This is a genomic window from Pseudomonas sp. LBUM1679, from assembly GCF_059695565.1.
The window spans coordinates 1,713,199-1,735,132 of record NZ_CP166774.1 but is presented as its reverse complement, the minus strand read 5'-3'; the positions used below and the strand labels follow the sequence as shown (position 1 = coordinate 1,735,132).

21 protein-coding genes are annotated in these 21,934 nt (G+C 61.1%); 13 read left to right on the top strand and 8 right to left on the bottom strand.

What is annotated here, in order from left to right; genetic code table 11:
- Positions 1-262 precede the first annotated feature (262 nt).
- The gene (locus ACA062_RS08010) at positions 263-1,012 is read right to left on the bottom strand and encodes a hypothetical protein (protein WP_497455906.1); all 750 of its coding nucleotides are present in this window, start codon (positions 1,010-1,012) and stop codon (positions 263-265) included.
- A 436-nt stretch (positions 1,013-1,448) separates the two neighbouring features.
- Here ACA062_RS08010 and ACA062_RS08005 point away from each other — a divergent pair, with 436 nt between their 5' ends.
- A complete protein-coding gene (locus tag ACA062_RS08005) occupies positions 1,449-2,270 on the top strand; it encodes an aldo/keto reductase (protein WP_497455905.1) in 822 nt (273 codons plus the stop codon).
- 30 nt (positions 2,271-2,300) lie between these two features.
- A complete protein-coding gene (locus tag ACA062_RS08000) occupies positions 2,301-2,750 on the top strand; it encodes a DUF1810 domain-containing protein (protein WP_497455904.1) in 450 nt (149 codons plus the stop codon).
- On the opposite strand, the gene ACA062_RS07995 is transcribed toward ACA062_RS08000, so the two are convergent.
- On the bottom strand, positions 2,736-5,096 hold the full coding sequence (locus ACA062_RS07995; protein ID WP_497457378.1) for a DNA polymerase II: 2,361 nt from the start codon (positions 5,094-5,096) through the stop codon (positions 2,736-2,738). The genes ACA062_RS08000 and ACA062_RS07995 overlap by 15 nt on opposite strands.
- Before the next feature lie 244 nt (positions 5,097-5,340).
- Here ACA062_RS07995 and ACA062_RS07990 point away from each other — a divergent pair, with 244 nt between their 5' ends.
- Positions 5,341-6,681, top strand: a complete 1,341-nt coding sequence (locus tag ACA062_RS07990; protein ID WP_497455903.1) for a substrate-binding domain-containing protein — start codon at positions 5,341-5,343, stop codon at positions 6,679-6,681.
- Between the two features lie 255 nt (positions 6,682-6,936).
- On the opposite strand, the gene ACA062_RS07985 is transcribed toward ACA062_RS07990, so the two are convergent.
- Both ACA062_RS07985 and ACA062_RS07980 read right to left on the bottom strand, forming a co-directional pair.
- Positions 6,937-7,455 carry an ankyrin repeat domain-containing protein gene (locus ACA062_RS07985; RefSeq protein WP_497455902.1) on the bottom strand — a complete coding sequence of 173 codons (519 nt, stop codon included), beginning with the start codon at positions 7,453-7,455 and terminating at the stop codon, positions 6,937-6,939.
- Between the two features lie 96 nt (positions 7,456-7,551).
- Positions 7,552-9,387, bottom strand: a complete 1,836-nt coding sequence (locus ACA062_RS07980; RefSeq protein WP_497455901.1) for a long-chain-acyl-CoA synthetase — start codon at positions 9,385-9,387, stop codon at positions 7,552-7,554.
- Positions 9,388-9,731: 344 nt separating this feature from the next.
- On the opposite strand from ACA062_RS07980, the gene ACA062_RS07975 reads away from it, so the two are divergent.
- Positions 9,732-10,010 carry a DUF3509 domain-containing protein gene (locus ACA062_RS07975; protein WP_064676634.1) on the top strand — a complete coding sequence of 93 codons (279 nt, stop codon included), beginning with the start codon at positions 9,732-9,734 and terminating at the stop codon, positions 10,008-10,010.
- A 126-nt stretch (positions 10,011-10,136) separates the two neighbouring features.
- Here ACA062_RS07975 and ACA062_RS07970 read toward each other — a convergent pair whose 3' ends face one another.
- Genes ACA062_RS07970 through aroC form a run of 3 tightly spaced genes read right to left on the bottom strand, consistent with a single transcriptional unit; the run spans position 10,137 to position 12,985 of the window.
- Positions 10,137-10,682 carry a 1,2-dihydroxy-3-keto-5-methylthiopentene dioxygenase gene (locus tag ACA062_RS07970; RefSeq protein WP_497455900.1) on the bottom strand — a complete coding sequence of 182 codons (546 nt, stop codon included), beginning with the start codon at positions 10,680-10,682 and terminating at the stop codon, positions 10,137-10,139.
- A 31-nt stretch (positions 10,683-10,713) separates the two neighbouring features.
- The gene (locus ACA062_RS07965; RefSeq protein ID WP_497455899.1) at positions 10,714-11,865 is read right to left on the bottom strand and encodes an MFS transporter; all 1,152 of its coding nucleotides are present in this window, start codon (positions 11,863-11,865) and stop codon (positions 10,714-10,716) included.
- Between the two features lie 28 nt (positions 11,866-11,893).
- Positions 11,894-12,985 carry a chorismate synthase gene (gene aroC, locus ACA062_RS07960; RefSeq protein ID WP_497455898.1) on the bottom strand — a complete coding sequence of 364 codons (1,092 nt, stop codon included), beginning with the start codon at positions 12,983-12,985 and terminating at the stop codon, positions 11,894-11,896.
- Between the two features lie 84 nt (positions 12,986-13,069).
- On the opposite strand from aroC, the gene ACA062_RS07955 reads away from it, so the two are divergent.
- Together ACA062_RS07955 and ACA062_RS07950 are read left to right on the top strand one after the other, a co-directional pair.
- Positions 13,070-14,068, top strand: a complete 999-nt coding sequence (locus ACA062_RS07955) for an alpha/beta hydrolase (protein WP_497455897.1) — start codon at positions 13,070-13,072, stop codon at positions 14,066-14,068.
- Between the two features lie 99 nt (positions 14,069-14,167).
- Positions 14,168-14,959, top strand: coding sequence for a hypothetical protein (locus ACA062_RS07950; protein ID WP_497455896.1), 792 nt, complete (start codon positions 14,168-14,170; stop codon positions 14,957-14,959).
- A 124-nt stretch (positions 14,960-15,083) separates the two neighbouring features.
- On the opposite strand, the gene prmB is transcribed toward ACA062_RS07950, so the two are convergent.
- Positions 15,084-15,992: a 50S ribosomal protein L3 N(5)-glutamine methyltransferase gene (gene prmB / locus ACA062_RS07945; RefSeq protein WP_497455895.1), complete on the bottom strand. Its 909-nt coding sequence runs from the start codon at positions 15,990-15,992 to the stop codon at positions 15,084-15,086.
- 239 nt (positions 15,993-16,231) lie between these two features.
- Between prmB and ACA062_RS07940 the strand changes: the two genes are divergently transcribed.
- The 7 genes from ACA062_RS07940 (at position 16,232) to ACA062_RS07910 (ending at position 21,558) form a co-directional block, all read left to right on the top strand.
- Entirely contained in the window at positions 16,232-16,822 is a 591-nt protein-coding gene (locus ACA062_RS07940; RefSeq protein ID WP_497455894.1) for a cysteine hydrolase family protein, read from the top strand.
- Positions 16,823-16,953: 131 nt separating this feature from the next.
- On the top strand, positions 16,954-17,274 hold the full coding sequence (locus tag ACA062_RS07935) for a hypothetical protein (RefSeq protein ID WP_497455893.1): 321 nt from the start codon (positions 16,954-16,956) through the stop codon (positions 17,272-17,274).
- Between the two features lie 76 nt (positions 17,275-17,350).
- The gene (locus tag ACA062_RS07930) at positions 17,351-17,908 is read left to right on the top strand and encodes a Smr/MutS family protein (protein ID WP_497455892.1); all 558 of its coding nucleotides are present in this window, start codon (positions 17,351-17,353) and stop codon (positions 17,906-17,908) included.
- A gap of 78 nt (positions 17,909-17,986) precedes the next feature.
- Positions 17,987-18,532 (top strand): GTP cyclohydrolase I FolE, encoded by a 546-nt coding sequence (gene folE / locus ACA062_RS07925; protein WP_128871843.1) that lies wholly within the window; start codon positions 17,987-17,989, stop codon positions 18,530-18,532.
- A gap of 102 nt (positions 18,533-18,634) precedes the next feature.
- Positions 18,635-19,006, top strand: coding sequence for a glutathione S-transferase N-terminal domain-containing protein (locus ACA062_RS07920; protein WP_497455891.1), 372 nt, complete (start codon positions 18,635-18,637; stop codon positions 19,004-19,006).
- A 509-nt stretch (positions 19,007-19,515) separates the two neighbouring features.
- The gene (locus tag ACA062_RS07915) at positions 19,516-20,865 is read left to right on the top strand and encodes an NCS2 family permease (protein ID WP_497455890.1); all 1,350 of its coding nucleotides are present in this window, start codon (positions 19,516-19,518) and stop codon (positions 20,863-20,865) included.
- Positions 20,866-20,928: 63 nt separating this feature from the next.
- Complete coding sequence (locus ACA062_RS07910; protein WP_497455889.1) at positions 20,929-21,558, top strand: LysE family translocator; 630 nt, start codon at positions 20,929-20,931, stop codon at positions 21,556-21,558.
- The last annotated feature ends 376 nt before the right edge of the window (positions 21,559-21,934 follow it).

The window sequence follows — 21,934 nt, the reverse complement described above, 5'->3', positions numbered from 1 at the left end:
GCGGTCTATCGTTATGCCTATGTGCGCTGAGATCCCTTGGAGCTGGCTTGTCGGATCGCCGCACCGCAGCGAAGGACGTCAACGATAACGCGCGGCATCAGGCAGCAGGCGTCGCCCCTGCGTTCTTCGCGAGCAAGCTCGCTCCTACAGGGGGATCGGGTACGGTGGAAATGGTTGCGTTGGCTGTCAGGACGCCTTCGCTGGCAAGCCAGCTCCTACAGGGGGTGCGGGCGTTTGATAGATCAGGGGCAGGCCGCCAAAGTTACTGTACGGGCAGGAAATTGAGGAAAAGCAGGCTCTGGGCGTAATTGAGGCCGATCCGCCGGTAGCGCTCGTCGAGCATCTGGGTCAGCAGGTCCAGCCGTGCGACGATCTTGCCGAATTCCACGGCAAAACTCAGGTTGCTGCCCTCCTCCGAAATCTCGTTGGAAAACAGCAAGGGCCCGCCCTGCTTGTTCTGGCGCTGGCTGAGGATCCAGGTGGCTTTCTCGATGTTGCGCGCGGCGTTGTTGACGAAGGTCGGGTTGATCGCATCGGTCATGTAGAACTCGAGACGATTGCCGTGGGCGGTGACCAGCATGCTGCCGATGGCATAGATGAAGGCACCGACCCGGTCGCCGAGGAATTCCGGGCTCATGGCGAAGCTCAGTGCTGCCAGGTCTTTTTTGCCGCCCAGGGTCGGCAGCGGCTGTTGCATTTCGATGGCCATGCGCACTTGCTGCTCAGCGGTGCGGGCGTCGAGGAAGCCGGATTTCTTCAACTCTTCGGGGTTGCGCAGGTAGAGTTTGCTCATGAGCAAGTAGAGGCTGTCGAGGTTGTCGCGCATCGCCAGGGTTGCCATGCGGTCGACGCTGGTCTGGAGGAATTCCTGGGGTTTGCCTTCGCGGAACTGGTCGATGATGTCGCCGCCCTGTTGCTGGCTGCATCCGCTGAGGCAGAGCGCCGACAGACAGGCCAGCAGCAGGCTGTTACGGCGGATGTGCATCGTGATGTGGGGTAGCACTCGAAACATGGGTGATTGGACTTGGACATGGGCTTGCGGTGGGAGTCGCCGCAGGCTGGCCATGGATAGAGCCGGGAAATGGGGAAAAGTGCAGTGCCGGTGGTCTGTAAGTGCTGGGGGGTGGCTCAGGAGATCAAAAGATCAAAAGATCAAAAGATCAAAAGATCAAAAGATCAAAAGATCAAAAGATCAAAAGATCAAAAGATCGCAGCCTGCGGCAGCTCCTACGGGGGTGCGCGTGTTTTCTGGCAGCGTTGCATTATCGTTCACGTGCATCGCGAGCAAGCTTGCTCCTACAGGGGGGCAGCGTCATTGCGGATGTGCGCGGTCCCCGTAGGAGCTGTCGAGCGAAGCGAGGCTGCGATCTTTAGATCTTCCGACGGAACCACCGCGGTATTCTGCTGCCAACCGAAGAGTACCCATCGAGCGAAAAAAGGAGATGTGCATGCGTACCCTCGAACTGGCAGGCGTCCATGTACCGGTCATCGGCCAGGGCACCTGGCGCATGGGTGAGGATCCCTCCCGGAACAGCCAGGAAGTCGCGGCGTTGCGCCTGGGCATCGAGCTGGGCATGACGCTGATCGACACCGCTGAAATGTATGGCGAAGGTGGCGCCGAGCAGGTGGTGGGTGAAGCCATCGCCGGTTTGCGAGACAAGGTGTTTCTGGTCAGCAAGGTGTACCCGCACCACGCCAGCCGCAACGGCATCCCCCAGGCGTGTGAGCGCAGCCTGCAACGGCTGGGTACCGACTACATCGATTTGTACCTGCTGCACTGGCGCGGCCAGTATCCCCTGGAAGAAACCGTCGAGGCGTTCGAACGCCTGCGCGAAGCCGGCAAGATCGGGCGCTGGGGCGTGTCCAATTGCGACCTGGATGACCTGCACGAGCTGGCCGCGCCGGCCTGCGCCACTAACCAGGTACTCTATAACCTGGAAGAGCGCGGGATAGAATTTGATCTGCTGCCCTGGTGCCAGCAGCAGCGCCTGCCGGTCATGGCCTACTGTCCGATTGGCCAGGGAGGGCAGATGCTGAGCCACCCGGCGCTCAAGCGGGTTGCAACCCATCACGACGCGACACCGGCGCAGGTCGCGCTGGCATGGATTCTGCGTCAGGACGAGGTGATCGCCATCCCCAAAGCGGTCAGACCTGAACATGTGCAACTGAATGCGCAAGCCGCGCAATTGCAGCTTGAAGCCGGGGATCTGGAGGCGCTGGACCATGCGTTTCACGCGCCGCAACGAAAGCAACGGCTGGCCATGGTCTGAGCCATCGCGGTTTAGTCAGAGGGTTTGCGCATGAGAAGCACCGATCCACTCGACAGGTTCGACCTGCAACGCTTCATTCAGGCGCAGAACCCGGTGTTCGACCGGGTTCAGGATGAACTCAGTGATGGCCACAAGCGCAGCCACTGGATGTGGTTCATCTTTCCGCAATTCACGGGACTTGGCGACAGCGAGATGTCCCGTCTCTTCGCGATTCGATCCGCAGCGGAAGCGCAGGCCTATCTCCAACACCCCGTGTTAAGCACGCGCCTGCGTACCTGCACGCAATTGGTCCTGGACATCGAGCAGCGCCCGATTGTGGCGATTTTCGGCCATCCCGACGACCTCAAGTTTCACTCCTCGATGACCCTGTTCGCCCAGGTCGATAGTGAAGACAATCTCTTCAGCCGGGCACTGGATCAGTATTTCCACGGCATTCCTGACGCGTGGACGTTAACCCTGCTGGACTCAAAACAGGCCTAGTTGCCCACCGATCAGGGTCGAGAAGTCGTCGTCGACGAAGGGCAGGATCGCATCCGCCACCGGTTGCAGTTGCCGGGTGACGTAGTGGTCGTAATCGATGGGTGCACTGCGGATCTCCAGCGGTTCTGGCCCGGCGACGCTGATCACGTAGCTGATCCAGCCACCGTTCTGGTACTGCCGCGGCCGGCCCTGTCGGTCGTTGTAGTCGTCGGCGATACGCGCGGCACGGACATGGGGCGGCACGTTGCGTTGGTAGTCGTCAAGGGTGCGACGCAGGCGCTTGCGGTAGATCAGTCGGTCGTCGAACTCACCGGCCAGGGTCTTGCGCACATAGTCGCGCACGTAGTCCTGATAAGGCTGGCGATTGAAGATGCGCAGGTACAGCTCCTGCTGGAATTGCCGGGCCAGCGGCGACCAGTCGGTGCGCACGGTTTCCAGGCCTTTGTAGACCATTTCATCGCTGCCGTCGGCGCGGGTCACCAGCCCGGCATAGCGCTTCTTGCTGCCCTCCTCGGCGCCGCGGATGGTCGGCATCAGGAAGCGTTTGTAATGGGTCTCGAACTGCAGCTCCAGGGCACTGTCCAGGCCATATTCCTGCCGTACATGTTCGCGCCACCACTGGTTGACGTGGTCCACCAGGGCGCGGCCGATCTGCGCCGCTTCCTGCTGGCCGTGGGCGCGGCGCAGCCAGACGAAGGTCGAGTCGGTGTCGCCGTAGATCACCGTGTGGCCCTGGGCTTCGATCAACTTTCGGGTGCGCAGCATGATTTCGTGGCCGCGCAGGGTGATGGACGACGCCAGGCGCGTATCGAAAAAACGGCAACCACTGGAACCGAGCACGCCGTAGAAGGCGTTCATGATGATCTTCAAGGCCTGGGACAGCGGCGCGTTGTGTTCGCGCTTGGCGGTTTCCCGGCCTTCGGCGACGCGGGCGACGATCGCCGGCAGGCAGTGCCGGGTTCTGGAAAAACGCGCGCCGCGGAATCCCGGCACCGACTCGTTGTCTGCGGGATGCTCGAGGCCCTCGATCAGGCCCACCGGGTCGATGAGGAAGGTGCGGATGATCGATGGGTAGAGGCTTTTATAGTCGAGTACCAGCACCGACTCATACAGCCCCGGTTGCGAGTCCATGACGAATCCGCCGGGGCTGGCTTGCGCGGGCTTGCTGCCGAGATTGGGCGCGACGAACCCCTGGCGGTGCATCAGCGGCATGTACAGGTGGGTGAAGGCCGCCACCGAACCGCCGCTGCGGTCCGCCGGCAAACCGGTGACGCTGGCCCGTTCCAGGAGGAAGGTCAGCAGCTCGGTTTTGGCGAAGATGCGCGTCACCAGTTCGCAGTCCTTGAGGTTGTACCGGGCCAGGGCCGGTTTGTCCTCGGCGAACATGCGGTTGATTTCGTCCATGCGCTGGTAAGGGTTGTCGATCGCCTTGCCTTCGCCAAGCAGGGTTTGCGCGACGTTTTCCAGGCTGAACGAGGGGAAGCTCCAGGTCGCCGAGCGCAGGGATTCGATGCCATCGATGATCAACCGCCCGGCGGCCGCGGCGAAGTAATGATTGCGGCTACCGTGTTCGCGCCACTGCATTTCCTCACCGCCACGCCCCAGCTTCAATGGCACCGCCAGGCGCCGGGCGTGCTCGTGCAGCACGCGCAGGTCGAACTGCACGAGGTTCCAGCCGATGATCGCGTCGGGATCATGGCGGGCGAACCATTCATTGAGTTTTTTCAGCAGCAGGGTTCGCGAGTCACAGTATTCGAGCTGGAAATCCACCTCGCGGTGGTCGCCGTTGGGCGGGCCCAACATATAGACCTGTCGCTCGCCGCAGCCTTCCAGGGCGATGGAATACAACTCGCCCCGGGCGGTGGTTTCGATATCCAGGGACACCAGCCTGAGGTTGGGCCGGTAGTCCGGATCGGGTTTCATCTGCACGTCCAGCAGCAAGCCCTCGGCCGTGGGCGTGCCGCCAAAGACCACCGGCGCGGTGATGAACCGCTCCATCATGTAGCGCTCCGGCGGACGCACGTCGGCTTCGAACATATCGACGCCGGCCTTGCGCAGCGTGGTTTCCAGGCGCATCAGCTGCCCATGCTGCTGGCAATACAGACCGAGCACCGGGCGATGCTCGAAATCCTGCAGGGCCAGCGGGCGCAGTTCGAGGTTTTTTTCCCCCTGCAACAGCGCCTCGGCCTGCTCGCGCTGAGCCGCCGGGATGAACGCCACCGAAGGTTGATAAGGCAGGCGGATGCGCTGGGGACCGGTATCGGTCGCCACCCAGAATTCGACTTCCGTACCGGCCGGTGTGTCGCGCCAATGCCGGGTCAGGACGAAGCCCCGCTGTAAATCCACCACTGCAACCTCAGATTTGCTCCAGAGCGCAATTCTACGCGTCATTGGTGGGGTGCAGCGCAGATTGATCCGAAGTGCTTGTACCCGCCGCAGGGGTGGAGTCGATGCGGGTCGGAGGCCTGGGGGGCGATGCCGGAGCGGTCTCAGGCTCGGGTCGCGTTCGGACGATCTTCCGATCTGTCATCTTTCGGACATCTCACTGACTTATTCTCCCGGCACTTTCCTTGTCTTATAAGGTGCCGGCATGACGCTGCGCGTGTTGTTCCTGTGGGTGCTCTGCGCGAGCCTGCCGCTGGCGGCTTCGGCCGGTGATCTACCGACACCCGAACAGGGTTCGGTGCTGCGCATCCAGGGTTCCAATACGATCGGCGCCGCACTGGGCCCGGCCCTGGTCGAAGGCCTGATGCGCGAGCAGGGTTTGCACAAGATTCACCGCGAAGCGCCGGCCACCGCCAATGAACTGCGGGTGGTCGGCGAAACCGTTCAAGGGCGCCGGGTGGTGGTGGACATTGCGGCTCACGGATCCAGCACCGGCTTCACCGCCCTGAAAAACGCCACCGCCGATCTCGCCGCGTCCTCGCGCCCGATCAAGGACAGCGAACGGGTAACCCTGCAATCGTTGGGCGACCTGAAACAACCTGACGCCGAGCAGGTGATCGCCATCGATGGCCTGGCGATCATCCTTCATCCGCAAAACCCGCTGAATCAACTCGACACCGAACAACTGGCGCGGATTTTCAGCGGCGAGGCCAGCACCTGGGAAGCACTCGGCGGTCGTGGCGGGCCGATTCATCTGTATGCGCGGGATGACCAATCGGGCACGTATGACACGTTCAACGAACTGGTTCTCGCGGGTCGTGGAAAAACTCTGAGCAACACCGCGAAACGTTTCGAATCCAGCGAGCAGTTGTCCGACGCGGTGAGCCGGGATCCGCAAGGCATCGGCTTCATCGGCCTGCCCTACGTGCGCCAGGCCAAAGCCGTGGCCATTGCCGACGGCCAATCCCAGGCCATGCTGCCGCTCGACAGCCTGATCGCCACGGAAGACTATCCATTGTCCCGTCGACTGTTCTTTTACCTGCCACCCACCGGGCACAATCCCTGGGCCGAAGCCTTGGTCGCCTTCACCCAGGGCCACCAGGGACAGGCCATCGTCGCGGCCAATGGTTTTATCGCCCAGACCGTCCAGGCCATGGCGGTCACGCCGAATGTGCTGATGCCCGAGGGGTATCAGGCGCTCAGTCGCCATGCCCAGCGGCTGTCGGTCAATTTTCGTTTCGAAGAAGGCAGTGCGACCCTGGACAACAAGGCCCGGCAGGACCTCTCAAGGGTGCTCGACTATATAAAGCAGCACGACAAGACCCGTCGACAGGTGACGCTGGCCGGGTTTGGCGACGCCAAGACTGACCCGGCGCGGGCCGATCTGCTGTCGAAACTGCGCGCCATGGCGGTGCGCCGGGAGCTGGTGAAAAGCGGTGTGGTGTTGCGCGAGGTTCGCGGCTTTGGCGCCGAGATGCCCGTGGCGGCCAATAGCGCGGACGAGGGGCGGATCAAGAATCGGCGGGTTGAGGTGTGGGTGTATTGAGGCTTTGGCTGATCGGAAACACCCTTTGCGTCAGTGGACTCCTGCGGCGAGGGGGCACGCCCCAATGCCAGCCAGTTAGGACGCGGAACCTGTAGGAGCTGGCTTGCCAGCGAAGGGGGTCTGTCAGTTAACATTGATGTTGCCTGGCACACCGCCTTCGCTGGCAAGCCAGCTCCTACAGGTTCCGCGCTTAACTGACTGGCATTGGGCAAGCCCCCTCGCCGCAGGCGTTTGGCTTGCCTGAGGATTTGCCAATCAGCCAAGCAGTTTCTCAAGCTGCGCCGTGGTGTCCACCGCGCCCATTGTCTTGGCCGCATCCAGCGCGGTGACGCCATTGGCATCCTTCGCCTTCGGATCGGCGCCCTTGCCGATCAGGTAATCGACGATTTCGACACGATTGAACATCGCCGCCATCATCAGCGCCGTACGGCCGTCGAACGACGAACCTTCAACCTGCGCACCGCCTTCGACCAACGCCTTGACCGTCGCCAGGTCACCCTTGAACGCCGCGCCGGCAATCGGGCTCTGGCCGTTGTCGTTGCGGATTTCCGGGTCGGCCTTGTGCTCGAGCAGGACTTTTACCGTCTCCACATGGCCGTGGTAAGCGGCCAGCATCAACAAGGTATCGCCCTTGTGGTTGCGCAGGTTCGGCGGCAGGCCCTTGGTCAGCAGCGCAGCCATCATGGCCGCATCGCCCTCGCGCGCCTTGTTGAATACCTGTTCGGCAAATTCAGCGGCTTCTTCGGGGGTCATCTGGCGGCTTTGGTCTGACATCGGGAGCTCCACTTTCGGTTATTCGCAAAGCCGACAGTTTCCCGATGAGCCCCGAAACTGTCACTTGTTTTTTCTCATGGGCGGCCATAGCCATTTTCAATAACGGTACTTGCCACCATGAATGTCCGCAAGCAACTGCTCGGTGACCGGCACGTAAGTCCCGGTCCCTGGCAGCCAGGCGTAAATCGGATCATCACCGGTTCTGCCGGGGTCGAAGGCTTCATCCTTGAGCCGGGTCTTCTGGTATTTGAAGGTCCCGGTGGTTTCCATTTTCACTTTGACCCGCAGGAACAAAGGCACGGCATAGGCCGGCATCTGCTCCCGGGCGAAGGCCAGCAGTTCGCTGAAATCCAGGGTCGCCAGGGATTCGGCGGGGGTGATCGCGGCCATCCCGGCGCGGCCGTTGGTGTTGCGGATTTCCACGCCATAGGCCACGGCTTCGCAAATGTTCGGGTGCTGCAGCAGGATGTTCTCGACCTCGGTGGTCGAGACGTTTTCACCCTTCCAGCGATAGGTGTCACCCAGACGATCGACGAACTGGGCGTGGCCGAAACCGATGTTGCGCATCAGGTCGCCGGTGTTGAAGTAACGGTCGCCTTTGGCGAACACGTCGTGGAGTACGACCTTTGCGGTTTTCTGCGGATCGGTGTAGCCGTCCAGTGGTGCCTTGTCGTCTATCTTGGCCAGCAACAGGCCCTGCTCGCCTTTGGCCACCTTGCGCATGAAGCCCTTGGCGTTGCGAGTCGGCAAGCCACTGTCGTGGTCGTAGGCCGCCAGTTCCCATGACATCAGGGAAAACCCCACGGTGTTGTCGAAGTTCAGCACGTTGGTGAAGCCGATGTTGCCGTCACTGGCGGCGTACAGCTCGCAAATATGGTTGACGCCGAATCGCGTCTTGAATTCGCGCCACGCGCCGGGGCGCAGGCCATTGCCGATCATCTTCGTCACGCAGTGCTGGTTGTCGTCGGCAGCGGGCGGTTGATCCACCAGATAACGGCACAGCTCGCCAACGTAGCCGAGGGTGGTCGCGCGGTACTGACGCACATCGTTCCAGAACTGGCTGGCGCTGAACTTGCGACGGATGGCAAAGCCCGAAGCGCCACTGATCGCCGAACCCCAGCACACGCACAACCCGGTGGCGTGATAAAGCGGCAAGGTGCAATAGACGACATCCTCGGGGCGCATATCCAGGGCGATCATGCCGAAGCTGGCGGAACTGCGCATCCAGCGGCCGTGCTTGAACACGCCGGCCTTGGGCAAGCCGGTGGTGCCTGAGGTATAGATGTAGAAACACGGGTCGTCGAAAAAAACCCGTTGGCTGCTGGCGGGGTTGTCACTGCAAGCATCGACGCTGGCCGCCATCAGGTTGATGAACCCGTCGGGGGCAATGCCCGGATGGGTACAGGTGCCTTGATCGGCGACAAACCAGGTGCGCGCAGGCGTGATCGACACCCGTTCGCGCACCGCCGAAAACGCCGGGACCAGTTCCTCGCCGACAATGATTGCCACGGGCGCCACCAGGTTCAGGCTGTGGGCCAGGGTGTCGCGGGTTTGCGAGGTATTGAGCAAGGCGCTGATCGCACCGACCTTGGCCACCGCCAGAATCGTCACCAACAGTTCCGGGCGGTTCTCGATGAACACCGCCACCCCATCGCCCTTGCGGATGCCTTGGGCGATCAGGTGATGGGCAATGCGATTCGCCCATTGGTTGACCTGTGCATAAGTCAGCGCGACCTCGCCCTGCAGCAATGCCGGGCCATCGGGATTGCGCAAGGCCGCCTGCTCGAAGCTCCAGCCCAGGCCGCAGGGTTGGGTCGGGTCCTTGACGTTGGCCGCTTTCATGCCTTTCACCACACGGGGGATGGCTTTGGCCATGGCAGGCAGCTTGCGGAGCATCATGCCCCAGGTAATGGTGTCGTGCGGCGTGTTCATGGAGGCTCCCGTTCGCTGTTTTTTATTGTCGGGCGGCGTTTATCGAGGCCGAAAATACGTCAGCGCTTCCGGGGCTGTACACGCGGTTTTTGCAATGTTTTGTATCCACGATTCGCTGGGGCGAAATCGCGAGTCTCAGCCTGGCGATTGGTTCCATGGAAACAGCGGCGACCACGCAAAATGCAGGATGCACGATGGCCGTTCATGCAGATTGCACGAACGGCTAAAATCACCATCAAATTAACTCATTGATTTAAAAGGAATTTTAAAAATACAAAGGCTGGCACAAAGGCTGCAACTTCCTCTCCATGCTTGCCAATCAAGTGCTAACGGAGCCGATCGACATGAGCCTGATTCAAGAAAAATTTTCGTCCCTGTTCTCCAACTTCGAAGTGACCACCCAGCCACGTCCTGACGGTGGCATCCTGCTGACCCTGCGCAGCACCGAAGGTAAAGTGTTCAAACGCTCGATTTCCTACCAGCAATTGCATGCTGGTGATCAGCTGTCGTGGGTGATCAGCGCGATCCGCCGTGACCTCGCAGAACAAGCCAGCGAACTGCCGCAGATCTCCATGCTGCAAAGCCAGCAACGGTTTGCCCTGCCGACTTATCATTCGGCGTAAACCGTTGTCATGCTGCAAACACACAGGCCGTCGTAGGAGCCAGGCTTGCCGGCGAAGGCGTCTTCAAGGGCGGTGCAGGGCTTGAGGCCGCCTTCGCGGGCAAGCCTCGCTCCTACAGGGCGGTGTTCAATCCTCAAGCAGCGCAAAGCGACTGGCAATGTCGTCGCCGGTGAAGTGGGCCACCCCGCCTTCCGGATGATTGAACAGACGGATCGCAACGAAATGCGGATGCTCCCCCATGTCGAACCAGTGGGGAGTACCGGCCGGGACCGAGATCAGGTCGTTCTTCTCGCAAAGCACCGCGTAGACGTAATCGCCGATATGCAGGCTGAACAAACCACGACCGGCAACGAAAAATCGCACGATATCCTCATCACAGCGGTGTTCCTCAAGAAGCCTGGCGCGCGGCTCGGCTGATTGCGGGTGATCGCTGGTCAGGCTGACCACATCAACGCTGACATAACCCTTTTCAGTCATCAGTGTGTCGATCGGCGCCTGGTACGCGCCGATGATGTCTTCCGGGCTGGCGCCTGGCTGGAGCTTCGTCGCGGCTTGCCAGCGGTCAAAGCGCACACCCTGTTCGGCCAGGGTCGAGGCGATATCGTCGAAGTGGGTCAGCACCTTGTTCGGCAGTTCCGGACTGCTGACAGGGTAAACGGACAGGCTGCTCATGGTTGTTTCCTCGTTTGTTCACAGGACAGGCTCATGGCCTGTCCTCTTGCATGCATGTCGCAATCATAACGGCAGCCGCGAAAGCGGCGAGACTGGCAATACTGAAGGTCAATGTGGCCCCGAGGGCATTCCAGCTATAGCCTGCGTACAACGCACCCACTGCGCCGCCGGTGCCGGCCAGTGCCGCGTACAACGCTTGCCCCTGCCCTTGCTGGCGTGCGCCGAAACTGCGTTGCACGAACTGGATGGCCGCCGCATGAAAGCTGCCGAAGGTGGCCGCGTGCAGGACCTGGGCGAACAGCAATACCCACAGGTACTCGGCGAACGAGCCGAGCAACAACCAACGCAGCGCCGCCAGCAGAAAACTCGCCAGCAGCACCCGCCGCACGGAGAAGCGCGCGAGGATCTTGCTCATGGCCAGAAACATCAGGACTTCGGCGACCACGCCGACGGCCCAGAGCATGCCGATCAAGCCACGGCTGTAACCGAGTCGCTCGAGGTGCAAGGTCAGAAAGGTGTAATACGGCCCGTGGCTCAACTGCATCAGCGCCACGCAAGCGTAAAACGCCAAGACCCCGGGGCTGCGCAATTGCTTGAGAAAACCGTCCCCCGCCAATCGTTCCCCCTGTGGCGGTTGTGCGTTCGGCACCCACAGGCTGCTGACCACGATCCCGGCCAGGATCAGCACCAGCGCCACCGGATAAATGTCGAGGCTGAGCCATTCGAACAGCCGGCCCAGCGCGACCACGGTGATGATGAAACCGATGGACCCCCACAACCGGATCTGGCTGTAGCGGGATGCCTGCCCCTGCAGATGCGCCAGGGTGATGACTTCGAACTGCGGCAGCACGGCGTGCCAGAAGAAGGCGTGCAAGGCCATGACCATCGCCAGCCAGGCGTAGGTCTTGCTGACGAATATCAAGGAAAACGTCAGCAAGGTACACACCGCGCCGAAGCGCACGATGGCCAGGCGCTGGCCGGTGTAGTCACCGAGCCAGCCCCAGATGTTCGGCGCCACGCAGCGCATCAACATCGGGATCGCCACCAGCTCGCCGATACGGGCGCTGGAAAAGCCCAGGTGATCGAAGTACAGCGCCAGGAACGGCGCCGTCGAACCGAGCAAGGCGAAATAGAACAGGTAGAAACTGGAGAGCCGCCAGTACGGGAGCGCCGCCACTGCCATCAGACGGCAGCGGCTGTGAGGTCAGGCATTAAAGCTGTCCCAGCACCGGAGTGCTCACCCGTACATTGGCGTTCTGCCCGCGGTGACGCAGCAGGTGATCCATCAGCACGATGGCCATCATCGCTTCGGCAATCGGCGTGGCGCGGATGCCGACACAGGGGTCGTGACGGCCCTTGGTGACGACCTCCACCGGGTTGCCGTGGATGTCGATGGAACGGCCCGGCGTGGTGATGCTCGAGGTCGGCTTCAGCGCCAGGTGCGCGACGATCGGCTGACCGGACGAAATGCCGCCCAGAATGCCGCCGGCATTGTTGCTGAGGAAACCTTGCGGGGTCATTTCATCGCGGTGCTCGGTGCCGCGTTGCGCAACGCTGGCGAAACCGGCGCCGATTTCCACGCCCTTGACCGCGTTGATGCTCATCAGCGCATGGGCCAGTTCGGCATCGAGACGATCGAAGATCGGCTCGCCCAGCCCTGGCATCACGCCCTCGGCGACGACGGTGATCTTCGCGCCCACCGAATCCTGGTCGCGGCGCAGCTGGTCCATATAGGCTTCCAGCTCCGGCACTTTGTCCGGGTCGGGGCTGAAAAACGCGTTCTGTTCCACCGAGTCCCAGGTCTTGAACGAGATCTCGATCGGGCCCAGCTGACTCATGTAGCCGCGAATGACGATACCCTGGGTGGCCAGGTATTTCTTGGCGATAGCGCCGGCCGCCACGCGCATCGCGGTTTCCCGCGCCGAGCTGCGACCGCCGCCGCGGTAATCGCGTTCGCCGTATTTGTGGTGATAGGTGTAGTCGGCATGGGCCGGGCGGAACAGGTCCTTGATCGCCGAGTAGTCCTTGGACTTCTGGTCGGTATTGCGGATCAACAGGCCAATGGCGCACCCGGTGGTGCGACCTTCAAACACGCCGGAAAGGATCTCGACTTCGTCGGCTTCCTGGCGCTGGGTGGTGTGGCGGCTGGTGCCGGGTTTGCGGCGATCGAGGTCGCGCTGCAAATCGTCGAGGGAGATCTCCAGTCCCGGCGGGCAGCCGTCGACAATGGCGACCAACGCCGGACCATGGCTTTCGCCAGCGGTGGTGACAGTGAACAGCTTGCCGTAGGTATTGCCGGACATGCGGGACGCTCCGTGAAATCGAACCTGAATACGTAATGCGCGCCAGTATACGCAGGCTACCCAAGTAGTTCATCCTCGAACCTTATGGGTGCCCGCGAGTCCAACCGGCACCTTGTTCATGATGGCGTGATGATGCTGCGAGTTCTAGCCTTGAGCCTTACCCTGTTTACCGGCTTTGTCCAGGCCACTGTCCTGCAACGGCCCATCAGTCTGAATACTGGCACTGGCGAGCTTTTCGGCTCGTTGCTGCTGCCAAAATCCGAGCAACCGGTGCCGGTCGTGCTGATCATTTCCGGCTCCGGTCCTACGGATCGCGATGGCAACAACCCCGACGGCGGACGCAATGACAGCCTGAAGCGTCTGGCCTGGGTCCTGGCCAAACACAACATCGCCAGCGTGCGTTACGACAAGCGCGGCGTGGCGGCGAGCCTCGCGGCGACCCCGGACGAACGCAACCTGTCGGTGGACGCCTATGTGGCCGACGCCGAGGCCTGGGGCCGCCAGCTGAAAAGCGATCCGCGCTTTGGCCAGCTGATCCTGCTCGGCCATAGCGAGGGCGCCTTGATCGCCAGCCTCGCCGCGCCGAGCCTCGACGCGGCCGCGGTGATTTCCATGTCCGGCAGCGCCCGACCGGTCGACCAGGTATTGCGCCAGCAACTGAGCAATCGCCTGCCGCCGCCCCTGATGCTGCGCAGCAACGAACTGCTCGACAGCCTCAAGGCCGGCCGCACCGACGACAACGTGCCGCCGCAGTTGCAGGTGATTTTCCGCCCGAGCGTGCAGCCGTACCTGATCTCGCTGTTCCGCCAGGATCCGGCGGCAGCCTTTGGTAAATTGAAGATGCCGGCGCTGATCATCCAGGGCAGCAACGATATCCAGGTCGGCGTCAATGACGCCCGGCTGCTCAAGGCCGCCAAGCCGGACGCCGAACTGGCACTGATCGAGGGCATGAACCATGTGATGCGCATCGTGCCCAACGACGTAAAACGGCAATTGGCGTCCTATAAGGATCCGCAATTGCCGCTGGCGGCCGAACTGGGCACGCGAATCATCGGATTTATTGACGGACTGCGCACCCGTTAAGCACTGTTTGCCCTCCAGTCCTGAACAAAACGGCCGATAAGCCTTTGTCGCCAACGCTATCGCTGGCGACAAGCAGGGCTTGGACAGGATCTCGCCGTTATGACGCATACCCCGGCTTCACCCGACACCACCGCTGAAACAGAGGCTGCGCCCGTGGTCGAGCTGCCGTGGGCAGACGTCGACGTCGAGCATCACCGGCTGCTGCGCCTGGCGCCGCTGCAAACCGACCGCACGACCGGCGCCCGCCCGCTGCGCTTTGTCGAATTCGGTTATGCGCATCGCCACGGCAAGGAACACAGCCTGATGCGCATGCGCATCACCCTGCCCGGCCAGCGCGTGCGAAAGGAACAGAATCATCTGGACGTGTGGGTCGATCACCGCACTCAACGTGTGCATTTGAGCCCGGACAGTGGCTTGCAGATCGAGCCGATGAACCGCGGGCTCGGCCGCTTCATCGCGGCCCAAGGCATTAGCTGGGCGAAGCAGCGCTGGCCCGGCTACACCGTCGACGGCACCGACCTGAACAACAAAGACGCGTTGAATGAAGACACCCGTCTGCGCCGCGATCATTTTCTGCGGATGCAGGGTTTTGATGTGGTCTACGCCGACGCCCAGCATTTGAAGGGCCGCGTCAAAGAGGTGCGGGTCGGCGATCTGCTGGGTGACTGGAACGCCGAGAAGCTCCAGGGGGTGGACATTATCGAAGCGGCGCAGATGCTGCAGCACGCCGAGCAGAACCTGGCCGAGCAGGAAGTGAAGCTCAAGCAACACGAGGAACGAGTCAGCCAGTACCAACGCGAAGACGCCGGGCTGCGGTTTACCATTACCTGCCTGGTGGCGTTTGCGGTGTTTCAGGCGGGGTTGTTGATCTGGATTGCCACACACCGGTGAGGGGTTGAGAACGCGGCGCGGCCATCGCGGGCAAGCCCGCTCCCACAGGATTTGTGCCGTGCCTAAGTGATGCGACACACACAGAACCTGTGGGAGCGGGCTTGCCCGCGAAGGCGTCCTGAAGTCAGACGCGGGACGCGAACAACGCCTGATGATCCCGGCACTGCTGCGCCGTCAACATGAACACCCCATGCCCGCCACGCTCGAAATCGAGCCAGGCGAAGTCGACTTCCGGGTACAGCGCCTCGACGTGAACCTGGCTGTTGCCCACTTCGACCATCAGCAACCCCTTCTCGGTCAGGTGATCCGCCGCTTCGGCGAGCATGCGCCGTACCAGGTTCAAGCCATCGTCACCACAGGCCAGGCCCAGCTCCGGCTCGTGCTGGTATTCGTCCGGCATGTCGGCAAAGTCTTCTGCATCGACATACGGCGGGTTCGACACGATCAGGTCGAAACGCTGGCCTGGCAAACCATCGAAACCATCGCCCTGCACCGTGTACACCCGCTCGTCGACGCCGTGGCGCTCGATGTTGCGGTTGGCCACTTCCAGGGCTTCGAACGACAGATCGGCCAACACCACTTCGGCGTTCCGGAACTCGTAGGCACAGGCAATACCAATGCAGCCGGAACCGGTGCACAGGTCGAGAATCCGCGCAGGCTCGGTGCCCAGCCAGGGTTCGAAACGTTTTTCGATCAGCTCGCCAATCGGCGAGCGCGGGATCAGCACGCGCTCGTCGACGATGAACGACATACCACAGAACCAGGCTTCACCCAGCAGGTACGCGGTCGGAATGCGTTCTTCGATGCGCCGCTTGAGCAAGCGCTGCAGCTTGACCAGTTCATCGTCTTCCAGGCTGCAGTCAAGGTAGCTGTCGGCCATTTCCCATGGCAGGTGCAAGGCCCCCAACACCAGTTGCCGGGCTTCGTCCCAGGCGTTGTCGGTCCCATGGCCGAAAAACAGATCCTCCCCATGAAAGCGGCTGACGGCCCAACGGATATGGTCGCGCAGGGTGCGAAGGCGGGAAGTGATCACGGCGGCAGACTCCAGAAAAAACGACTGGCGATTCTAACAGCCAAACCGCGCCACGACGACGCAGGAAAAGCACCGGACCAGTTGTAGGACTATTCTCTTTTTTAGCGTAGCTATTGAACAAAACTGACATCTTGACAAGGCTGCGAGCCAGCAACGACGGCGCCTGCGATAGTAGCGATTCACAGAAGCGCTCAGCCAGAGGACAATGTCGCAAAAGCCCCACCCGAAGGAGCCCCAGAATGTCCGTTCCAAAAACGATGTTTCAACTCAGCGGCCGCGGTTACGCTGCAGCCAATCTGAGCAACGCGACCCTTGTCGTCATCGATGCCCAGAAAGAATACCTCAGTGGTCCGCTGGCCCTGAGCGGCATGGATGCTGCCGTCGCGAACATCAAGCAACTGATGGCCGCTGCCCGCGCAGCCGGCCGGCCGATCGTGCATGTGCATCACCTTGGCACCGTCGGTGGGCTGTTCGATCCACAAGGTGCGCGCGGTGAATTCATTCCGGGGCTGGAACCGCAGCACGACGAAACCATCGTCGGCAAACTGCTGCCGAGTGCGTTTCACGGTACCAAACTGCTGGAGCGCCTGCAGAATCTCGGTTCGCTGGATTTGATCGTCTGCGGTTTCATGAGCCACTCCAGCGTCAGCACCACCGTGCGGGCCGCCAAGAACCTGGGCTTTCGCTGCACCCTGGTAGAAGATGCCTGTGCCACTCGCGACCTGCCGTACAAAGGTGGAGTCCTGAGTGCCGAGCATGTGCAACAGACCGAAATGGCGATCATGGCGGACAACTTCGCCACCCTCGCCGTGACCCGCGAATTGATTTGATCGACGCTCGATGAGCGGTGTATGCCGCCGCTCATCCGCAAAAGCCTCTTGTGTGCTGTAATTGTCTTAGCCTCAGGAACATCCCGGTCAACTCCCGGTCGAAGGGCCGATACTCATTGAGGAAGGTCGGAATGAAGTTATCCGATGGATTTGACGCTCGCCGCTTGCGGCCCAAAAGCCAAAGCAACTGGCGTTTTCGCTTCGGCGCAGCCTTTGCTGCCTTGCTGGCGACCTGTGGCGTGCTGTTGGCGATGGCCGGTGCGGCCAGCCTGCTGGGCCGCCCACCGGCCCTCGGCGAGTTGAATGCCAGCCCGCTGGGCTCGGCAATCATTCTGGCGGTCGGCCTGTTCGTGCTGTACCTCGGCGTGATGCTGTGGCGCCGCTGCCGTCGCCGTGCGCGCCAGTCGCGGGAACTGAACATTTCTCCGCACCTGATGAAAAAACACGACTGAGTCGAACCCGCAGGCGTTTTGTCGCGCCCCATTCGTCCCGAGTTGGGTAAACTGGCCGCCCTTCGCGGAGGCTGACATGCAAGACGACGATTTTTCCCTGTTCAAAAGCGCGATCCAAGGCGTCAAGCCGATCAAGCACGATCGCGCCGAAACCGGCAAACCCAAAGCTGACCGCGCGCAGATCGCCAAGCTGCGCCAAGCTGCTACCGTGCGCACCGATGCCACCACCGTCGACGGGCTGTCCGATCAGTTCGTCATCGACGTCGGCCCGGAAGACGAGCTGATGTGGGCGCGCGACGGGGTGCAGGAAAGCCAGATGCGCAAGCTCAAGATCGGCCAGATTCCATTCGAAGGCAGCCTCGACCTGCACGGCATGAATGTAGAAAAGGCCCGGGAAACCCTCTGGGCCTTCCTCGCCGAGGCGACCAGGTTCGAAATCCGCTGCGTGCGCGTCACCCATGGCAAGGCTGTGCGCCTGGACGGCAAGCGCCCGATGATCAAAAGCCACGTCAACACCTGGCTGCGCCAGCATTCCCAGGTCCTCGGCTTTACTTCCTGCCAGGCTAAACATGGCGGTGCCGGAGCGGTTTATGTGATGCTCAAACGGACCATGATGGAAGGTCGCGACGAGTGAGGCTGTCGCTTCGTGCTTGCAGCGCCGTGTCCGCCACCGTACCCTTGGCCTTTGCGTAAAAATCCCACAGGTAGTTTCATGTCCCTGGAACAGAATTACACCGCGATTCTCGGCCAATTGGGCGAGGACGTCTCCCGCGAGGGCCTGCTCGACACGCCAAAGCGTGCCGCCAAAGCCATGCAGTACCTCTGCCGCGGCTATGAACAGACACTGGAAGAGGTCACTAACGGTGCCTTGTTCAGCTCCGACAACAGCGAAATGGTGCTGGTCAAGGACATCGAGCTCTACTCGTTGTGCGAACACCACCTGCTGCCGTTTATCGGCAAGGCCCACGTCGCCTACATCCCGAGCGGCAAGGTGCTGGGGCTGTCGAAAGTCGCGCGGATCGTCGATATGTACGCCCGCCGCCTGCAGATCCAGGAAAACCTCAGCCGTCAGATCGCCGATGCGGTCCAGGAAGTTACCGGCGCCCTCGGCGTTGCGGTGGTGATCGAGGCCAAGCACATGTGCATGATGATGCGCGGTGTGGAGAAGCAGAATTCGTCGATGATCACGTCGGTGATGCTCGGTGAGTTCCGCGAAAATGCGGCAACCCGCAGCGAGTTTCTCAGCCTGATCAAGTAAGGCCGCAGCACGAAGAAAACCGGCATTCATCGCCGGTTTTTTTTCGTCTGCGAAAAATCAGGTAAGCTGCGCGCCTTCCGTTTGCCCAGTGAGGCTTATCCCGTGTTCGTTAAAGCGCTTCGTGTCGGCCTTGGCCAACTGATTATCTTCATCGACTTCATCACCCGTCCTGGCAAGAAGCAACGCCCGGGCGAGGTTCAGGCCAAGGTCAACACGGCCGCCAAGGGCCTGACCCTGTATCAGTTCCATGCCTGCCCGTTCTGCGTGAAAACCCGCCGCACCCTGCGCCGCCTGAATGTGCCGGTGGCGTTGCGCGATGCGAAGAACAATGAACAGGATCGCCGGACGTTGCTGGAGCAAGGCGGCAAGATCAAAGTGCCGTGCCTGCGTATTGAAGAGAATGGGCAGACCACCTGGATGTATGAGTCCAAGGTGATTATTGATTATCTGGATAAGCGTTTCGCTGCGGCCTGAGGCTTTGCGGTGTTTTTACGGGCCTCATCGCGAGCAAGCTCGCTCCCACAGGGGATTTGTGGTGTGTATGCGATGTGAGTCTGGAACAGACCCCCTGTGGGAGCGAGCTTGCTCGCGATGAGGCCCGTAAAAACACCGCAAATTTTCAGATAAAAATAAACCGGCCCATGCGCCGGTTTATTCGCTTCTGCCCTCACCTCAGGCCGCGTTCGCCGCCTGAACCTGACGCACCTGCACTGCCAAAATCTCCCTCACCACACAAAATTCCTGTGGGAGCGAGACCGGCTTGTCGGCGAAGTCGTCCTCACAGGCGATATATCCCGATTGCCAATCTTTTCGTCTACAAGACAAAAAACATTATTTGCTTTATTTGTATACAAAAGCATAATCCACTTCGTGCGAGTTCCTGACCAACCGGTCAACAAATTCGCAAGCACCTCAAAGGGCCGCTGCCACCCTCATGGGTCCTGCCCTGGAAATAACAATAAAACTCTTGAGGAGTACTCGCTGTGGAAAGCCGCAAATCCGAAGCCCCGACCCTGGAACTCTCGCCGCCGATACGCAATAACTGGCTGGAGCGCATCTTCAAACTGAGCATGCATGGCACCACGGTGAAGACCGAGCTGATCGCCGGTGTGACGACCTTCATTACCATGGCCTACATCATCTTCGTCAACCCCAACATCATGGCCGACGCCGGGATCGATCACGGGGCTGCATTCGTCGCCACCTGCATCGCCGCAGCGCTGGGCTGCCTGTTGATGGGCCTGTACGCCAACTGGCCAGTAGGCCTCGCACCGGGCATGGGTCTGAATGCCTTCTTCACCTACACCGTGGTCGGCACCATGGGCTACAACTGGGAAACGGCCCTGGGCGCGGTGTTCGTTTCCGGCGTGCTCTTCATGTTCCTGACCTTTTCCCGGATTCGCGAATGGCTGCTCAACAGCATCCCGGTGAGCCTGCGCTTCGCCATGGGCGCTGGTGTGGGTTTGTTTCTGGGGCTGATCGGCCTGAAAACCGCGGGGATCGTCGTCGATAGCCCGGCCACCCTGATCAAGCTCGGCTCCCTGCGCGAACCCGGTCCATTGCTGGCTGCCATCTGCTTCCTGATGATTGCCGTGCTCAGCTACCACAAGGTGTTCGGCGCGATCCTCATCAGCATCATCACCGTGACCCTGGCCGGTTGGGGCCTGGGGCTGGTGCACTACGAGGGCATCATGTCGGCCCCGCCGAGCCTGGCACCGACCTGGATGGCCATGGACGTCGCCGGCGTGTTCAACGTCAGCATGATCAGTGTGGTGCTCGCGTTCCTCTTCGTGCACATGTTCGATACCGCCGGCACCTTGATGGGCGTGGCCCAGCGCGCCGGCCTGGTGAACGCCGACGGCAAGATCGAAAACCTCTCCCGCGCCCTGAAAGCCGACAGTGCTTCCAGCGTATTCGGGGCTGTGGTGGGTGTGCCTCCAGTGACAAGCTACGTGGAAAGTGCCGCCGGTGTCGCTGCAGGTGGTCGGACTGGTCTTACCGCTGTGACCGTAGGTGTGTTATTTATTGCAGCAATGTTTTTCGCCCCGTTGGCTGGCATGATCCCCGCGTATGCCACCGCCGGCGCACTGATCTATGTGGCAATGTTGATGATGGGCGGCATGGCGCACATCGAATGGGACGAGGCGACCGACAGCATTCCGGCGATCGTCACCGCGATCATGATGCCCTTGACCTTTTCGGTCGCCGACGGCATCGCGCTGGGCTTTATCACGTATGTGGTGCTGAAAGCCTGTACCGGTAAGCACAAGGAAATTTCTGTCAGTTTGTGGGTGCTCTGCGCGATCTTCATCGCCAAGTTCGTTTTCTTGTAAGCCGTAAACGAAAAACCGGCCTCACCCCGTCGGGTGAGGCTTTTGTGCAAATGGAGGAAAGTGATGAGTCTGGAAACCTGGCTGCTGTTCAGCGGCGCTGCGCTGGTGGTGATCCTGATCCCGGGGCCCCTGTCGTTGCTGATGATCAGCAACAGTCTGAATTACGGTCTGCGCCGTTCCTACCCGGCGTTTCTGGGTGGCGTGTTTGCTTCGATCTGCTTGCTCAGTGCGTCGGCGCTGGGGCTGGGCGCGTTGTTGCTCGCGTCGGAACAGTTGTTCAGCGCCCTGAAGATCGTCGGCGCGCTGTACCTGTTCTACCTTGCCTGGCAGAGCTGGCAGCAATCGCGTCTACCCTCAACGGGCGCTGAAGTGCCCCAGGCTGCGCCGGTGCCGCGTTTCCGTGCGTTGTTCGGGCGCGCATTCGTGCTGGGTGCCAGCAATCCGAAGGACATTCTGTTTTTTGCTGCCTTCCTGCCGCAATTCTTGAGCGCCGAGCAGCCGTTCCTGCCGCAGTTGCTGGTAATGATTGCAACCTGGACCGTGCTGGATCTGCTGTGCAAGTTGGCTTATGGGCTGGGGGCACATGGCGCCGCGCGGTATCTGCGCAGCGGCAAGGGGCAGAGTTGGTTCAACCGCATCAGCGCCGGGTTATTCGGTGGCGCGGGTGCCGCTTCCTTGCTGAGCAGCCACTGACACCTTTTATTGTATCCGCAACTTCAGTTTGCCCCTTCCCTGCTGCCTTCCTGACTCGTGAATTCACTCAGGAGGGCAGAGCTCCACCTATCCCCTGCCCCTGCCCCGGCCCATGGACAAGTGACTTGTCCATGGGCCGTTCGCTTTGACCCCGCCGATTTTAAATAAACGACCACAACCCTTTATATCAGCCAGGCGGCGCAGAGCCTGGAGCGTCCGTAACGCTCACATCATTTGTTACCCCGCCGTACATATATACCGCACGCAGGGAAACTTGTTAAACCAACATTCGCTTTCAGAAACCAAGCATCGTGCAATCGCACGACTTGCAAGGCTGACCACGTCACTCTTTGGCCTACCTGTCGAGGTCAAAGGC

Bases quoted from the DNA above. Each gene is read 5' to 3' on its own strand.
- ACA062_RS07910 (WP_497455889.1), top strand. From the start codon at position 20,929: ATGAGTCTGGAAACCTGGCTGCTGTTCAGCGGCGCTGCGCTGGTGGTG.
- ACA062_RS07950 (WP_497455896.1), top strand. From the start codon at position 14,168: ATGACGCATACCCCGGCTTCACCCGACACCACCGCTGAAACAGAGGCT.
- ACA062_RS07930 (WP_497455892.1), top strand. From the start codon at position 17,351: ATGCAAGACGACGATTTTTCCCTGTTCAAAAGCGCGATCCAAGGCGTC.
- ACA062_RS07975 (WP_064676634.1), top strand. From the start codon at position 9,732: ATGAGCCTGATTCAAGAAAAATTTTCGTCCCTGTTCTCCAACTTCGAA.
- ACA062_RS07940 (WP_497455894.1), top strand. From the start codon at position 16,232: ATGTCCGTTCCAAAAACGATGTTTCAACTCAGCGGCCGCGGTTACGCT.
- ACA062_RS07955 (WP_497455897.1), top strand. From the start codon at position 13,070: ATGGGTGCCCGCGAGTCCAACCGGCACCTTGTTCATGATGGCGTGATG.
- ACA062_RS07970 (WP_497455900.1), bottom strand. From the start codon at position 10,682: ATGAGCAGCCTGTCCGTTTACCCTGTCAGCAGTCCGGAACTGCCGAAC.
- ACA062_RS07935 (WP_497455893.1), top strand. From the start codon at position 16,954: ATGAAGTTATCCGATGGATTTGACGCTCGCCGCTTGCGGCCCAAAAGC.
- ACA062_RS07990 (WP_497455903.1), top strand. From the start codon at position 5,341: ATGACGCTGCGCGTGTTGTTCCTGTGGGTGCTCTGCGCGAGCCTGCCG.
- ACA062_RS08000 (WP_497455904.1), top strand. From the start codon at position 2,301: ATGAGAAGCACCGATCCACTCGACAGGTTCGACCTGCAACGCTTCATT.
- ACA062_RS07980 (WP_497455901.1), bottom strand. From the start codon at position 9,387: ATGAACACGCCGCACGACACCATTACCTGGGGCATGATGCTCCGCAAG.
- folE (WP_128871843.1), top strand. From the start codon at position 17,987: ATGTCCCTGGAACAGAATTACACCGCGATTCTCGGCCAATTGGGCGAG.
- ACA062_RS08010 (WP_497455906.1), bottom strand. From the start codon at position 1,012: ATGTTTCGAGTGCTACCCCACATCACGATGCACATCCGCCGTAACAGC.
- ACA062_RS07985 (WP_497455902.1), bottom strand. From the start codon at position 7,455: ATGTCAGACCAAAGCCGCCAGATGACCCCCGAAGAAGCCGCTGAATTT.
- ACA062_RS08005 (WP_497455905.1), top strand. From the start codon at position 1,449: ATGCGTACCCTCGAACTGGCAGGCGTCCATGTACCGGTCATCGGCCAG.
- aroC (WP_497455898.1), bottom strand. From the start codon at position 12,985: ATGTCCGGCAATACCTACGGCAAGCTGTTCACTGTCACCACCGCTGGC.
- ACA062_RS07965 (WP_497455899.1), bottom strand. From the start codon at position 11,865: ATGGCAGTGGCGGCGCTCCCGTACTGGCGGCTCTCCAGTTTCTACCTG.